The 15,255-nt window shown below is 69.0% G+C and carries 10 protein-coding genes and 1 pseudogene; 5 read left to right on the forward strand and 6 right to left on the reverse strand.

All coding sequences use genetic code 11. The features are described from left to right. Positions 1-287 precede the first annotated feature (287 nt). The 4 genes from K6K41_RS14310 to K6K41_RS14325 form a co-directional block, all read right to left on the reverse strand. Positions 288-863, reverse strand: a complete 576-nt coding sequence (locus K6K41_RS14310; protein ID WP_261405577.1) for a sarcosine oxidase subunit gamma — start codon at positions 861-863, stop codon at positions 288-290. Further along, on the reverse strand, positions 856-3,837 hold the full coding sequence (locus K6K41_RS14315; protein WP_261405578.1) for a sarcosine oxidase subunit alpha family protein: 2,982 nt from the start codon (positions 3,835-3,837) through the stop codon (positions 856-858). The genes K6K41_RS14310 and K6K41_RS14315 overlap by 8 nt, the downstream gene beginning before the upstream one ends. Next, entirely contained in the window at positions 3,834-4,118 is a 285-nt protein-coding gene (locus K6K41_RS14320; protein ID WP_261405579.1) for a sarcosine oxidase subunit delta, read from the reverse strand. The genes K6K41_RS14315 and K6K41_RS14320 overlap by 4 nt, the downstream gene beginning before the upstream one ends. Positions 4,119-4,270: 152 nt before the next feature. Beyond that, positions 4,271-5,530, reverse strand: coding sequence for a sarcosine oxidase subunit beta family protein (locus K6K41_RS14325; protein ID WP_261405580.1), 1,260 nt, complete (start codon positions 5,528-5,530; stop codon positions 4,271-4,273). Between the two features lie 158 nt (positions 5,531-5,688). Here K6K41_RS14325 and K6K41_RS14330 point away from each other — a divergent pair, with 158 nt between their 5' ends. Further along, complete coding sequence (locus tag K6K41_RS14330) at positions 5,689-6,660, forward strand: LysR family transcriptional regulator (RefSeq protein ID WP_261405581.1); 972 nt, start codon at positions 5,689-5,691, stop codon at positions 6,658-6,660. An 81-nt stretch (positions 6,661-6,741) separates the two neighbouring features. On the opposite strand, the gene K6K41_RS14335 is transcribed toward K6K41_RS14330, so the two are convergent. Both K6K41_RS14335 and K6K41_RS14340 read right to left on the reverse strand, forming a co-directional pair. Further along, positions 6,742-8,253: a TonB-dependent receptor gene (locus K6K41_RS14335; RefSeq protein WP_261405582.1), complete on the reverse strand. Its 1,512-nt coding sequence runs from the start codon at positions 8,251-8,253 to the stop codon at positions 6,742-6,744. A gap of 551 nt (positions 8,254-8,804) precedes the next feature. After that, a pseudogene (locus tag K6K41_RS14340) lies at positions 8,805-9,272 on the reverse strand (TonB-dependent receptor plug domain-containing protein); the annotation flags it as partial. A 351-nt stretch (positions 9,273-9,623) separates the two neighbouring features. Between K6K41_RS14340 and K6K41_RS14345 the strand changes: the two are divergent. The 4 genes from K6K41_RS14345 (at position 9,624) to K6K41_RS14360 (ending at position 15,153) form a co-directional block, all read left to right on the forward strand. Continuing rightward, positions 9,624-10,178, forward strand: a complete 555-nt coding sequence (locus K6K41_RS14345) for a PQQ-binding-like beta-propeller repeat protein (RefSeq protein WP_261405583.1) — start codon at positions 9,624-9,626, stop codon at positions 10,176-10,178. After that, the gene (locus tag K6K41_RS14350) at positions 10,099-11,430 is read left to right on the forward strand and encodes an outer membrane protein assembly factor BamB family protein (protein ID WP_261405584.1); all 1,332 of its coding nucleotides are present in this window, start codon (positions 10,099-10,101) and stop codon (positions 11,428-11,430) included. Before K6K41_RS14345 ends, K6K41_RS14350 begins: the two co-directional genes overlap by 80 nt. Positions 11,431-11,707: 277 nt before the next feature. Then, a complete protein-coding gene (locus K6K41_RS14355) occupies positions 11,708-13,903 on the forward strand; it encodes a TonB-dependent siderophore receptor (protein ID WP_261405585.1) in 2,196 nt (731 codons plus the stop codon). After that, entirely contained in the window at positions 13,900-15,153 is a 1,254-nt protein-coding gene (locus tag K6K41_RS14360; protein ID WP_261405586.1) for an MFS transporter, read from the forward strand. The genes K6K41_RS14355 and K6K41_RS14360 overlap by 4 nt, the downstream gene beginning before the upstream one ends. Positions 15,154-15,255 lie beyond the last annotated feature (102 nt).

A 15,255-nucleotide genomic window follows, 5' to 3' on the forward strand; every position in this document is an offset into this window, starting at 1 on the left:
TGGCAAGTCGCGGCAGATGCGGGCCGCCGCATAATCTTCAGAAAGCCGCCACGCCTCGGACGCAGATCGGCGTCTGGAGAAGTCAAGAGACGTATCTCTACGTTCTCACACCCACTTGGGATTGGAATCGGTCGAGGACGCATCGCGCATGTGCATGGCCGGCGACGGCCGGCCGAAGATTTTTCATGTTGCGGCGCCACCAAGGCGGGACGCGGCTGCGCGCGCCATGCGCAACCAGGGAGGACGGGACGCCCCGCCCGCCTAATTTTTAGGCGAACACGGACACGTCAGAGCGCCGCGTCGATCCCGCGGGCCGCCCCCGCATGGGCGATCCACCGCCACAGGGTCGCGGCGTAGGAGCGGAAGACCGCGATCTCATAGGTCGGAGCGTCGTCGACCTGCCATAGATGGACCGCGACGCCGCTCGCATGGGTCGCGGCGGCGGCGCCGGGCCCGAAGGCGCGCGGATGCAGATCGATCGAGACCAGCGTGGAGAGGATCTCGCGCGCCGCAGGCCCCGAGAGCGACAGCGTCGTGCGCCCGTCCGACTGGTCGACGACGGCGGCCGGCAGCCCCGAGGGATCGGCCGAAGGGTCGCTCGAGACGAACAGCCACTTGCCGGGCCCCGCGCCGATGAACGCGCTCGCGCCGGCCGCAGCCCGCACGGGGCCGGCCGGAAGATCCAGGCCGTAGCGTTCGCGGACAGCGGCGGCGAGCTCGTCCTCGCGTCCCTTGAAGGCCGCCACGGTGGCGACCAGCACATCTTGGACCTCGCGCAGGCGCGCGCCCGGGGCTGAGCCCGGCGCGGAGGCCGGCGCGACATGGGCGCGAAGCGCGGAACGGGCGATCAGGGGCTCAGGCACGGAGGCGCGCTCCTTCGGGATCGACAAAGCAGGGCGAGACCACTTCGCATTCGACGTCGCCGTCGCGCACCGGATCGAACACGCGGACGATCTCGCCCATGCGCTCCGGCCCGCGCGAGAGCAGCGCGAGCGCGATCCAGTGCCCGTTTGAGGGCGAATAGGCCGCCGAGGTCACATAGCCCTCGTCATTGGCCGCGACCGGCTGGACGCCGCGCTTCACGAGATGGGCGCCGGCGCGCAGCCGCGCGGTCCGGTCGACCGGCCGCAGGCCGACCAGCGTCGGCCGGTTCGGATCGACGAGCCCGTCGCGCGTCGCGAGCGTGCGGCCGACGAAGTCCTTCTTGGTCGAGAGCAGGCCCGTCATGCCGAGATCGCCGGCGGTCGTCTGGCCGTTGATCTCGGGGCCGGCGGCGTGGCCCTTCTCGATGCGCATCACGGCGAGCGCCTCGGCGCCGTAGGGGCAGATGCCGAACGGCTCGCCCGCCTTGACGATGGCGCGGATCATGGCGTCGCCGTAGCGGGCGGGAACCGCGAGCTCATAGGCGAGCTCGCCCGAGAAGGAGAGCCGGAACAGCCGCGCCTTCACGCCGCCGCAGACGGTGAGCTCCTTCACGCCGAGGAACGGCAGGCCCTCGTTCGAGACGTCATTGCCCTCGTCGACCAGCGCCGCGACGACGTCGCGCGCCCGCGGTCCGGCGATGGCGTATTTGGCCCACTGGTCGGTGATCGAGGCGAGGTGGACGTCGAGCTCCGGGAACAGCCACTGACGGCAGAACTCGAGATGGCGCATCATCTGCGCGGCGTGCGCCGTCGAGGTCGTGAGGTAGTAGTGGCCCTCGGCGAGCCGCGCGATCGTGCCGTCGTCGAGCACGAAGCCGTCCTCGCGCAGCGCGAGGCCATAGCGGGCCTTGCCGACCGGCATCTTGGAGAAGGCGCTCGTATAGACGCGGTCGAGGAAGGCGCCGGCGTCCGGACCCTGCACGTCGATCTTGCCGAGCGTCGAGGCGTCGTAGACCCCGACCTTGGTGCGGACCGTCGTGACCTCGCGGACCATGGACTCGAACCAGTCCTTCTCGCCGGCCTGCGGGAAATAGGCCGCGCGCATCCACTGGCCGGTCTCGACGAAGACCGCGCCCTGCTCCTCGGCGAAGAAATGGCTCGGAGGCAGGCGGGTCGGCCGGTACTCCTTGCCGCGGTGGGCGCCGCCGAGCGCGCCGAGCGCGACCGGGGCGAAGGGCGAGCGGGCGAGCGTCGATCCGGTCTGCGGGATCGTGCGGCCCGTGACCTCGGCCATGATCGCGAGGCCGAGCACGTTGCCGGTCTTGCCCTGGTCGGTCGCCATGCCGAGCGTGGTGTAGCGCTTCAGGTGCTCGACCGAGACGAAGCCCTCGCGGGCCGCGAGCTCGACGTCCTTGACCGAGACGTCGTTCTGGAAGTCGACGAAGGCCTTGGCCTTGGAACCGGAGACGCGCCAGGGACCCGCGCCGTAGACCTCTTCGGGCTCCGGCTCGACGTCGGGACGGTCGAAGCCGCCGCCGGAGAAGCCCGCTGCCTCGGCCGCCGCCCGTCCGGCCTGCGCGCCCTCGGCGAGGCACTGGGCGAGCCCGAAGGCGCCCGACGCCGCGCCCGCCACCGCCATGCCGGCGGGCGCCTGGCCCGGCAGGAACGCCGCCAGGCGATCGTCCCAGCGCGGCCTCGCGCCGTGGTGGGAGGAGAGCTGCACCGAGGGGTTCCAGCCGCCCGAGACCGCGATGAGGTCGCAGGGGACGTCGAGCGTCCCGCCCTTGGCGGAGGCGATCCGCGCGCCCGCCACCGCGCCGCGGCCCAAGGCTTCCACCACCTGGCCGCCAAACAGCAGGGTGGCGCCCGCCGCCTTGGCCGCCGCCTGAAGCGCCGTCGCGTCGCCGCGCGCGTCGACCACCGCGGCGACCTCGCAGCCGGCCGCGGCGAGGTCCGCCACCGTGCGGGCGGCGTCGTCATTGTTGGCGAAGACGACCGCGCGCCGGCCCGGCGCCGCTCCGAAACGGTTGAGATACGAACGAACGGCGCCCGCCGCCATGACGCCCGGGCGGTCGTTGTTTCCGAAGGCGATCGGACGCTCGATCGCGCCGGCCGCGAGCACCGTCCGCTTCGCCACGATGCGCCAGTAGCGCTGCCGCGGCTGATGGGGCGCCGGAACCGGCAGATGGTCCGCCACCTTCTCGATCGCCCCGTAGACGCCGTCGTCATAGACGCCGAACACGGCCGTGCGCTTCAGCAGCGTCACGTCGGGCAGCGCGGCGAGCTCGGCCTCCGCCTGCGCGGCCCATTGCGCGGCCGGGACGCCGCCGACCGTCAGGCGCTCGGCGAGAAGCCGTCCGCCGAGCGCGAAGTCCTCTTCGGCCAGCACGACGCGAGCGCCCGAGCGTCCGGCGGCGAGCGCAGCCGCAAGGCCCGCAGGGCCCGAGCCGATCACCAGCACGTCGCAGTGGACGGTCGCCTTCTCATATTCGTCGGGATCGGCCTCGCCCGAGAGACTGCCGAGACCCGCGGCGCGGCGGATGAGCGGCTCGTAGAGCTTCTCCCAGAAGGCCGCAGGCCACATGAAGGTCTTGTAGTAGAAGCCCGCCGTGAACATCGGCGCGGCGAGCTGGTTGACGGCCATCAGGTCGAAGGCGAGCGAAGGCCAGCGGTTCTGGCTCTGCGCGGTCAGGCCGTCATAGAGCTCGGCGGTCGTGGCCTTGACGTTCGGCTCGCGCCGCGCGCCGGTGCGGAGCTCGACCAGGCCGTTCGGCTCCTCCGCGCCGGCCGAGACCAAGCCGCGGGGGCGGTGATACTTGAACGAGCGCCCGACGAGCTTGACGCCGTTGGCGACGAGCGCCGAGGCCAGCGTGTCGCCGGCGTGGCCCTCGAGGGTCTTGCCGTCGAAGCTGAACGACAGCCTCTTGGCGCGGTCGACGAGGCCGCCGGCGGGCAGGCGATGCGACTGGCTCACTTGGCTTCTCCGCGGGCGAGCGCGACGTCCTTGGCGACCTCGACGGCCTCGATCGCATGGGTGCGGGTGTCGCGGGTGACGACCAGCCAGGACTGGCAGCCGGACGCGTGCTGCCAGAGCTCGCGGTGGCGGCCGAACGGATTCTCGCGGGTGTGGACGTAGTCGACGAAGTCGGCGAGCGCCGTCTCCGCGGCCGGGTCGGGACGCACGACGGTCGCGTCGCCGAGATAGGAGAACTCGTCGACGCCGCGGGCGCCGCAATAGGGACAAGCGATGCGCATGGGTCAAATACCCGCCGTCATCCCGGCCGCAGCGAAGCGGAGAGCCGGGATCGTAATCAGGAAAGGCGCTTTGTTCGGAAGGCGATCCCGGCTCTGCGCGGCGTCGCCGCTTCGGCCGGGATGACGGTGAACCTGTCTCATCGTCTGCCCCCTCAGTGCAGGTTCGGCTGGGCGCCGACGCCCTTTTCGTCGATCGTCCGGCCGGTGGCGAAGCGATCGAGGCGGTAGGCGGTCGCGACCGGGTGCGGAGCGTCCTTGGCGATGAGATGGGCGAACGAGTCGCCCGAGGCCGGCGTCGCCTTGAAGCCGCCGTAGCACCAGCCGGCGTTGAGATAGAGGCCCTCGACCGGCGTCGTGTCGATGATCGGCGAGCCGTCCATCGACATGTCCATGATGCCGCCCCAGGAGCGCAGCAGCTTCACGCGGCCGATCGCCGGCATCACCGCCATGCCGCTTTCCAGCACGTCCTCGACGGTCGGCAGGTTTCCACGCTGGGCGTAGGAGTTGTAGCCGTCGATGTCGCCGCCGAAGACGAGGCCGCCCTTGTCGGACTGCGAGACGTAGAAATGTCCCGCGCCGAAGGTGCAGACCGTGTCGATGAAGGGCTTGATTCCCTCGCTCACGAAGGCCTGCAGCGCGTGGCTCTCGATCGGCAGGCGCAGGCCCGCCATGGCGGCGACGCGCGAGGAGTTGCCCGCGCAGGCGAGCCCGACCTTCGACGCGCCGACGAAGCCGCGGCTGGTCTCGACGCCCTCGATGCGGCCGTCCTCGATGCGGAAGCCGGTCACTTCGCAGTTCTGGATGATGTCGACGCCGAAGCCGTCCGCCGAGCGGGCGTAGCCCCAGGCGACGGCGTCGTGGCGCACCGTGCCGGCGCGCTTCTGGCGGAGCGCGCCCTTGATCGGGAAGCGGGCGTTGTCGAAGTCGAGCATCGGCAGGATGCGCTTCAGCTCCGGCGCGTCGACCAGTTCGGCGTCGACGCCGTGCATGCGCATGGCGTTGCCCCGGCGGGCGTAGGCGTCGCGCTGCCCGTCGGAATGGAACAGGTTGAGGATGCCGCGCTGGCTGACCATCGCGTTGTAGTTGAGGTCCTGCTCCAGCCCCTCCCACAGCTTCATCGAATGTTCGTAGAACGGGATGTTGCCGGGCAGCAGATAGTTGGAGCGCACGATCGTGGTGTTGCGCCCGACATTGCCGCCGCCGATCCAGCCCTTCTCGAGCACGGCGACGTTGCGCACGCCGTAGGTCTTGGCGAGGTAGTGCGCCGTCGCGAGCCCGTGGCCGCCGCCGCCGACGATGACGACGTCATAATGCGGCTTCGGTTCGGGGCTGCGCCAGGCGGGCTTCCAGCCGGTGTGGCCGCGCAGGGTTTCGCGCAGCAGGGAGAAGATCGAGTAGCGGTCTGTCGACATGGGGCTCAACGCATCCGGCGGTCGTCGATCAGGGGACGATCGACCCGGCGGCTTGCACCCTCAATATAAGTTTGAGTTATAGTGCATGTCGTGAGGCCGTCATGCGGGCGCGTCGCGGTCGCCGCGCCCGCATGACGGCCGTCGTTCACGGACCGAGCATGCCCTCCCGACCCGACGACCTGCCCTTCGACCTGCGCGCCCTCACCATCTTCCTCGCGGCCTGCGAGGAGGGCGGGATGGCCGCCGCCGCCCGCCGCCTCGGGCTGACCCAGCCCGCGATCTCGAGCGCGGTCGCCGATCTCGAGGCCCGGCTTGGAGCCGCGCTGTTCGACCGCTCGGTGCGCCCGCTCGCGCTGACGCCGGCCGGCGCGCTGCTGCGCCAACGGGCGAGCGCGCTCGTCTCGGAAGCCCGGCAGATCGCGCCGGGCCTCAGCGAGATCGCCCGCGGACGGCTACCGCTGGTGCGCATCGGCCTCGTCGACTCGCTGTCGCGCGCGCTGTCGGCGCCGCTCGCCGAGCATCTTCGCGGCCGCGCCGAGGAGGTGTCGATCCGCTCCGGGCTCACCGCGGCCCACGCCGGCGCGCTGGTGACCCGCAATCTCGAGGTGATGATCGGCGCGGATGATCTGGGCGATCTCGACGGGGTCGAACGCTGGCCGATCGCGGGCGAGACCTACGTGCTGTCGCTGCCGCTCGGGGTCGTCGCGCCGCGCTCGACCGCCGAGCTCATGACGCTCGCGCGCGAGCTCACCTTCGTGCGCTACAGCGCCCGCTCCTCGACGGGGGTCGAGATCGACCGGCACCTGCGGCGGCTCGGCGTCGAGCTTCCGCGCGGTCTCGAATTCGACACGCCCTACGGCGTCGCCGCGACCGTCGCGGCCGGCGGAGGCTTCGCGCTGACGACGCCGCTTTGCGCCTATGAGTCCGGTGTCGATCTCTCCCGGATCGGCTTCGCCCCGACACCGGGGCCGCAGGCGACGCGGCGGATCACGCTGGTGGCGTTGGCGCGCTCGCTTGGGCGGCTCCCTGCGCGGCTCGCCGAATTCGCCCGGACCGAGCTTCGCGCCACGGCTCTGCCGCCGATCGAGCGCGCCTCCCCGGCGCTTGCGGCCGCGATCGAGGTCTCCTGACGCCTCAAGCGAAAACGGCCGGTCCCGAAGGACCGGCCGCTCGCAGAGGCCGCTTGGAGGAACGGCTCAGGACTTGATGGCTCAGTATTTGGTGACCAGCGGCTCGACCGGCGGCGGCGGGTTGAACCGGTAGTTCAGCCCCGCATAGAAGGTGATCGGGCGGGCCGGGGTGAGCGAGCGCGGATCCGACAGGTTCAGGAAGCCGATGTCGTCGGTCTCGAAGAAGGTCGCCGAGGTCTCGTACTTCTTGTCGAACAGGTTCTTGATCCCGCCGAACAGCTTGAGCTCCCGGGTGATCTGGTACGAGGTGTTGACGTCCACCACCGCATAGCCGTCGAGCTTCGGGAACCGGTTGTTCTCGTCGCCCACGATGTATTGCGCGCTGTTGATGATGACGTCGGCGCCGACCGTCCATTCCGGAGTGACGCGGTACGACGCGCCCGCCTTGAACTGGTGGTCCGGGATGCCGGTCAGCTTGTCGCCCTTCTTGACCTGCAGGCCCCGCGGCCCGGCCGCCGGGCTGTTGGAGTTGAGCGTGATGTCCTTCCGGAACGTCGCGTCGATGTAGGAGTAGTTGGCGTAGATCGCCCACTTGTCGGCGTAGTACTGCGCCGCGAGCTCGACGCCCTGGCGGCGGGTCTTGCCGGCGTCGACGAAGAAGCCGCGGCCGGTGATGTTCTGGCTCGCCACCTGGAAGATGTCGTTGGTGTTCTCGCCGCGATAGGCCGAGACGCTCCAGGCGAACACGCCGTCGAACACGCTGTGGCGGCCGCGGAAGCCGGCTTCGGCGGTGCGCGTGATGACCTGCTTCAGAGGCGGATCGGACACGAGCGTGGCTTCAAGCGGGCACGGCACGTTCTCGTCGGCGCAGGCGAGCTCGAGCGGCGTCGGCGCGCGGTTCGTCTCGGCGTAGGAGGCGAAGCCGGTGATCTCGGAGGTGAACTTGTAGGTCATGCCGACCATCGGGTTCACGCGCGAGAAGTCATGGGTGCCGTCGAGGCTCTTGTCGGCGCGGTTGCCGTTCTTCTTGAGCGGGAAGATCGTGCGGCGATCCTCAAGCTCGATGCGGGCGAAGTTGAAGCGCGCGCCGGCCGTCACCGACAGCCTGTCGGTCAGATCGAGCGTGTCGGAGGCGTACAGGCCGAAGTACTGGTTCTTGCCCACCACATCGACCGGAATGATGCCGCCCGGTATCGTCGTGTAGTATTCCTGGCCGGTGCCGATGCACTGCAGGTTCGCCGGGATGACGCAGAGCTCGCTCCACCCCTTGAAGTCCGTCTTGCCGTAATCGTAGGTCGCGCCGACCACGAAGTGGTTCTTGCGGCCGAAGAACTCGGACTCGTTGGAGGCCTGCAGCGTGGCGCCGGCGGCGTCGGTGCGGGTGCGCGAGCGCTCGATCGAGCCCGGCGTCGAGCCAGGACCGAAAGCGTCGTCGTTGGCCGGGAAGCCCGGGTTACGGACGCGCTTGCCGGTGTCCGGATCGCGGAGATAACGGCGGGGATCGATGTCGTTGTTATTGTTGTTGTTGTTGTTGTTGTTGTTGTTGTTGTTGTTGTTGTTGTCGTCGTCATCGTCGTCTTCGACGAGGCACATGAACTGCGGCTCGCCCGGGCAGGGCCTCGCCTCGGTGTCGTTGCCGTCGACGCCGTCGCGCTTGTACTTGCGATAGTAGGCGTTGGCCTCGAGCGACCAGTTTTCGGCAGCTCGAACTTCCCCGAGAGGTTCAGCATGCCCATCTCGTTCTCGTTCACCTGGTCGCCGGTGTAGACGTTGCGGCGGCGCTGCTCGAGAAGCTCGAAGGGGGTCGGGCCGACCACTCCGAGGCTGTTCTTGGCGTAGGTGGCGTTGAGGTGGATCTCGGCGGAGTCGGTCTTGTAGCCGATGTCGCCGAAGAAGCGGCGGAGCTTCGACTCGGAATAGTCGCGCCAGCCGCCGTCCCGGGCGCCTTCGAGCGCGATATAGGCCGCCCAGGGGCCGACCTGCGTGCCCCATTGCGCCGAACCCTGGTAGCGGCCGAAGGAGCCGATCTGGCTCTCGAGCTCGACGCCCTGGAACGTAAAGCCGTTCTTGGTCTGGAAGCTCAGCGCGCCGCCCAGCGCGTTGAGGCCGAACACCGGGTTGTTGGTCCAGATGTCGGTGCGGTCGATCGCGACCTGCGGGATGAAGTCGTAGTTGACCGTGTCGCCGAAGCTTTCGTTGACGCGCACGCCGTTCTGATAGACGGCCAGACCCTGAGGAACGCCGACGAGACCGCCCGACTGGTAGCCGCGGAACTGGATTTCCTTGTTGAACGGGTTGCCCGTGACGTCGCTGACGTTGAGGCTCGGCACCTGCCGCTGGAGGCCTTCCTGCGGCGTCAGGTTGCCGTTGGCGCGGAGCTCCGCGCCGTCGACGGTCACGACGTTGGCCGGGATCTTGTCGCGGTCGATGCCGTCGCCGCCGATCGGCGTCGTGCCGATGACCTCGATCCCCTCAAGCGCCGTCGTGCCGGCGTCCTGCGCTCTGGCCGCGACGGAACCCAGCGCAAATGCGCTCGCCGAGGCGAGCAGCGCGACACGCATGCGTGACGTCATTTCGATAATCCCCCGACGCCACGCGACTCGTTGGTGCATGGCGAACCTTCACAATCTGTACAGCGACGCCGGGTTCGCCATCAATCCGCCGTGAGTGTGGCGAAATACGATACCTAAGCTAAGATGCTGATATGCAACATTATTATTAAATCCTTAGATTACTGATCTCTGCTTTTTGCAGAATATTGCCCTTCACATGAAAGTGAGTTGAAGACGAAGCGCGGCATGTTCGCGTGCTAATCATGACACTGCTTCACTCTATCCCGCCGCCCTCTGTTTCCGCGGTTTCGGCCTTTTGAGCCATTGCGGCGAAGGCCGGTTCGGGCGCTAGATCGCCGCCGAGACGCCACGGCTCGACAACAGAAACGGCGTCCGCCCGAGGTCTCGCCGATGACGCGTCTTCGCTTCGCCGCCTGCCTGGCGCTTCTCGCCGCTGTTGCGGGAGCAGCCCCGCTTCGAGCCGGGCCGGTCGACGATGCGCGGCTCAAGGCCGCCGACGGCGACGCGGCCGACTGGCTGCTGCCGGGGCGTGACTATGGCGGCCGCCGCTTCTCGCCGATTTCGTCCATCGACCGGACCAGCGTGAAGCGCCTCGCGCCGAAATGGATCTACCAGACCGGATACGCCGCGACGTTCCAGACGTCGCCCGTCGTCGCCGACGGGGTGATGTATCTGACCGCGCCGTTCTCCCACGTGATGGCGGTCGACGCCGCGACCGGGCGCGAGCTCTGGCGCTACGAGCACAAGTCCAAGGCCAAGAAGCTGTGCTGCGGGCCGGCGAACCGGGGAGCCTCGCTCGGCTACGGCAAGGTGTTCGTCGCGACCGTCGACGCGCCTCGTCGCGCTCGACCAGGCGACCGGCAAGGTGGTGTGGGACCGCCCGCTCACCGACGCCGCCGACGAGGAGGCGCGCGGCGAGGACCGCGCGACGCTCGGGAACGCTGATCCCGCGCTCAAAGGCGAGGTCTCGGGCGCGACTGGCGTCGGCGCCAACGCCGCGCCGCTCGTCTATGACGGGCTCGTGGTCTCCGGCATCACCGGCGTCGGCTACGGGCTCCATCTCGACGCGCCGCGGCCGGGCGCGCCGCTCGGCGCGGTGATCGGGGTCGCGGGCCGCTACGGGCGCCCCGGCTTCATGGCTGCGTTCGACGCCAGGACCGGCGAGCCGGTCTGGAAGTTCGACGTCACGGTCCCGGACTGGGAGGGCTCCTATTCGGAGGCGACCGCTTATGGCGTCCCGCTCCACCGCGACGTGGCGGCCGAGAAGGCCGCTGCGGCGGAACACAAGGACGCCTGGAAATATGGCGGCGGCTCGATCTGGCATGCGCCCGCTTACGACCCCGAGCGCGGCCTGCTGTTCTTCGGCGTCGGAAACCCCTCGCCGCAGTCGGCCGGAGAGAGCCGCCCGGGCGACAATCTCCACACCTCCTCGCTCGTCGCCGTGGACGCCAAGACCGGAAAGCTGCGCTGGGCGTTCCAGCAGACGCCGCACGACCTCTGGGGCTACGACGTCGCGAGCCCGCCGAGCCTGTTCGACGTCGAGGTGGACGGCCGGAAGATCGCGGCCGTCGGCCAGGCCTCGAAGCTCGGCTGGTACTTCGTGCACGAGCGCGAGACCGGGCGGCTGCTCTACAAATCCGAGCCCTTCTCGCCGCAGCAGAACATGTTCCGCGCGCCGACGCCGGAGGGGATCACGATCGCCCCGGGAGTGGCGGGCGGGGTCAACTGGTCGCCGGCCTCCGTCGATCCGGCGGCCGGCGTCGCCTATGTCGCGGCGATGCACTGGCCCGCGGTCTACCGCGCGAGCACCCTTCCGGCCGAAGGCGGCAAGCCGGAAGTGCGCTACTTCAACATCGAGCCCGTGACGTCCGGGACTTACGGCCTGCTTACGGCGATCGACCTCAAGGCCGGCGGCCGCCTGCTCTGGCAGACCAAGACTCCCGAACCCCTGATCGGCGGCGTTCTGGCCACAGCCGGCGGCCTGGTGTTCAGCGGCGAGGGCGGCGGCGACTTTTCGGCTTTCGACGCCAAAGACGGCGCCAAGCTCTGGAGCTTCAACGCCGGCGCGGGCGTGAACGCGCCGCCGATCGCCTACAAGGCCGGGGGCAAGGACTTCGTCGCGGTGGCGGCCGGCGGCAGCCAGATCTGGGGCTTCCGACAGGGCGGGGCGGTGATCGCCTTCGGCCTGCCGGACTGACGCCGCTGATTTCGGCGGACCGCTCACGGCTTCGTGGCCGGAAGGCAACACGCTTCGACAAGATCATTTGCCGCGACGGCGGCCGCAATCGCCTGTTTTCCGTCTGGGGTTGCGGCCGTCGGACAGAGGTCACGAGGCCTGATCAAGAAAATCAGCTTATCTGGAATTGGTTTAGATCAAATTCTAAACTCTGGGTCGTGTAAGCTATTGTATCTCTGATTGCGCGCCGTCAGGCGCGTCAGTAAGGCCGAACGATGTCTTCATCGGGGGCCTTTCCGTGGCGTATCGCACTCTACTCGCGCTGACTGCATCCGTTTCCATCGCCGCGCTGTCGGCGGGAGCCGCGCATGCGCAGGCCGCCGGCGGCACGCAGCTTGAGGAGATCACGGTCCAGGGCCAGAACCAGGGTCAGGCGACCGGACCGGGCGGCGGCGGGGCGCCGACGATCGACGGCGCTCCGGGCGTCGCCACAAGCGACGGCTACGTGGCGAAGACCACGCGCAGCGGCACCAAGACCGACACGCCGATCCTCGAGGCGCCGGTGGTGATCAATTCGATCACCCAAAAGCAGTTGGAGGACCGCCAGCCCCAGAACCTCCAGGAAGCGCTCGCCTACACGCCCGGCGTCAAGGTCGGGGCGTTCGGCTTCGACCCGCGCTATGACAGCTTCTTCATCCGCGGCGTCGACGTCACCTACACCGGCATCTTCCGCGACGGCCTCCGCCAGTTCAACGCGCCGAACGGCCTGTTCCGCCTGGAACCCTATGGCCTCGAGCAGATCTCGATCCTCAAGGGCCCGGCTTCGGCGATCTACGGCGCGAGCTCGTCGGCCGGCGTCGTCGACCTGATCTCGAAGCGTCCGACCGACTACAAGTTCGCCGAGGTCGAGGCGCAGACCGGCTCGTTCAACCGCGTGCAGGGCGCGTTCGACTTCGGCGGCCCGGTGAACGCCGACGGCTCGGTGATGTTCCGCCTCACGGGCCTCGGACGCAACGCCGGGACCGAGCTCGACGCCGTCAAGGACAACCGCGCCTTCATCGCGCCGGCTCTGACCTTCGAGCCGACCGACGCGACCAAGATCACGCTGCTCGGCGAATATATGGACGCCACGACCGGCGGCTCGGCGGCCTATCAGAACGACTACGACGCCAATTTCGTCACGCGCGGCGCGATCCGCACGCCGCTCGCCTCCGACGACTTCAACGACTTCCGCCAGAAGCAGGGCCGGATCGGCTACGAGTTCGAGCACCAGTTCAACGAGTTCGTCACGCTGCACCAGAACGTGCGCTACTCCGCGCTCTCGACCCGGCAGGAATACAACGGCACCCAGCCGGTCCCCGATCTCAACCTCACGCTGCGCGACACCGGCCTGCTGGTCGACGACGTCCAGGGCGTCGCCGCCGACACTTATCTGCTCACCAAGGTCGAGACCGGACCGGCCCGTCACAAGATCCTGACGGGCTTCGACTACAGCTATCTGAAATACACCGAAAAGCAGGCGTTCGGGACCTTCACCGACCCCAACGACATCTCGAAGCCCGACTACGACGACGCGGGCGCGTTCCCGGCCTACTACCATCAGACCCAGAAGCTGTTCGGCGTCTACGGCCAGGACGAGGTCGAGATCGACCGTTGGCGGCTCACCTTCGGCGGACGCTACGACTGGTTCGACAGCGACTTCCTGTCGAAGACCACCACGACCACGCCGCGCGACACGATCGAGCTGCAGAAGCAGGACGGCGGCAAGTTCACCGGCCGCGTCGGCGTCAGCTACGTGACCGACTTCGGCCTGACGCCGTTCGCGGCCTACGGCACCTCGTTCGTGCCGAACCCCGGCACTGTGATCAACGGCAGCGTCACCAAGCCGACCGTCGGCGAGCAGGTCGAAGCCGGCGTGAAATACGCCCATCCCGGCACCAACTCGCTGATCACCGCTTCGGTGTTCAACCTCAAGCAGAAGGACGGCGTGGTCTACGCGGTCGTCAGCGGGCTGAACCAGCAGACCCAGCTCGACTTCCGCAACCGCGGCTTCGAGCTCGACGCGACCGGCGCCATGCAGAACGGGATCACGCTGCAGGCGGCCTACAGTTATATCGACACGGAGATTTCCAAGCCGGCCAGCCTCGACGGCAAGCAGATCACCGCGATCCCCCGCCATTCCTTCAAGGTCTGGGCGGGCTATGACGCCAAGTCCGGCCCGCTCAAGGGCCTGGGGCTCGGCGCGGGCGTGCGCTACGAAGGCGCGAGCTATGGCGACAACACCAATCGCTCCCAGATCAAGAACGACGGGCGCGCCTTCATCGACGCCAAGGCGAGCTACGAGCTCGAGAATCTGAGCGCCGACCTCAAGGGTCTCAAGCTTCAGGTCAACGCCACAAACCTGCTGGACGACCGCAAGCAGTTCTGCTCGTCGGACTACTGCTACTTCGACCAGGGCCGTCAGGTCATCGCGAGCGTGCGGTACCGCTGGTGAGCCATCCGGCGGCTACGACCGAAGACGGCGCAGAGGCGGGGCGGGACGCCCGCCTGCCCTCGCCCGCCGCCGTCATCGTCGGGGTCGGCGGGCTCTATGTGGCGCAGTCGGTCATCGGCGGCGTCACGTTCCAGGGCCTGCCCGCCGTGCTGCGCCAGACGGGAGCGTCGCTCAACGACATCGCCTTCATCCTGCTCACCGTTCTGCCCTGGTCGTTCAAATTTCTCTGGGCGCCCTGGATCGAGCGGATCCGCCTTCCGGCTTCGGGCGGCAACCGGTCTCGGCTCGTCGTCGGGGCCATCGGCGCGGTCGGCGTCGCCTCGCTCGTCGCCGCCGCGTTCACCGGCCCCACCATGCTCGGCGCAGTGACGACGGCGCTCGTGATCGGCGCGTTCGCCTCGGCCACCGTCGACATCGCCTGCGACGGCTATGCGGTCGAAAGCCTCGCCGAAAGGCACCGCGGCTGGGGCAACGCCGCGCAGGTCGCCGGCGCCTATCTCGGCTCCGCGATCGGCGGCGGCGCCTTCCTCATCCTCATCGACTACGTCGGCTGGCGCGACGCGACCCTCGTGATGGCGGGGGTGCTGGCGGCGCTCGGCCTGCCGTTCCTGCTCGGCCGCAGCCCGCTTCAACCGCACAGGGCCGGCGCCGACCGGCCCTCGCTCGGCGCGGCGCTGAAGCGGCCGGAGGTGCGGCGCGGCATCGCGCTCGTCGGGCTCTACGTGCTCGGCCAGAAGTGGGCCATGGTGCTGATCAGCCCCTTCCTGGTCGACGCGGGCTTGAGCCTCACCACCATCGGGCTCTTCAACGGTTTCATGGGCACCGCCTTCGGCGTGCTCGCCGCGCTGCTCGGCGGCTGGGCGACGCGCCGCTACGGCGCGGCTCCCGTCATGATGGCCTCGCTGCTGGCGCAGGTCGCCGCCACGGCGGGCTTCGCGCTCGCGGCGGCGCTCGCCTGGAAGTCGGTCTATGGGCTCGGCGCCCTGACCGTGCTGAATTCCGGCGTCATGGCGTTCGGCTTCGTGGCGCTCTATGCGGAGCTCATGGGCCGCGCCTCGCTCGACCAGGCGGGCGTCGACTTCACGCTGTTCCAGTGCGGCGACGGGCTGGTGAGCCTAATCGGCTGGCAGCTCGTCGGCATGTTCGGCGACCGGCTGGGCTTCGTCTGGTGTTTTGGGCTTGCGGCCGCCATCGGGCTGGGGGCTGCGGCTGCGCTGCCGAGGCTGGCAAGGCCCTTGTCGCGGACTTGATCCGGGACCCAGAACCGTCGCGGCTTCTGAGAAAAATGCGACGGTCGCGGCCGCCTTTTGAACCGTCTCGGCTCTGGGTCCCGGATCAAGTCCGGGACAAGA

Origin of the sequence: Chenggangzhangella methanolivorans, from assembly GCF_019797865.1 — a bacterium.
Taxonomy (GTDB): Bacteria; Pseudomonadota; Alphaproteobacteria; order Rhizobiales; family Methylopilaceae; genus Methylopila; species Methylopila methanolivorans.

Bases quoted from the DNA above. Each gene is read 5' to 3' on its own strand.
- K6K41_RS14345 (WP_261405583.1), top strand. From the start codon at position 9,624: ATGACGCGTCTTCGCTTCGCCGCCTGCCTGGCGCTTCTCGCCGCTGTT.
- K6K41_RS14325 (WP_261405580.1), bottom strand. From the start codon at position 5,530: ATGTCGACAGACCGCTACTCGATCTTCTCCCTGCTGCGCGAAACCCTG.
- K6K41_RS14335 (WP_261405582.1), bottom strand. From the start codon at position 8,253: ATGTGCCTCGTCGAAGACGACGATGACGACGACAACAACAACAACAAC.
- K6K41_RS14320 (WP_261405579.1), bottom strand. From the start codon at position 4,118: ATGCGCATCGCTTGTCCCTATTGCGGCGCCCGCGGCGTCGACGAGTTC.
- K6K41_RS14330 (WP_261405581.1), top strand. From the start codon at position 5,689: ATGCCCTCCCGACCCGACGACCTGCCCTTCGACCTGCGCGCCCTCACC.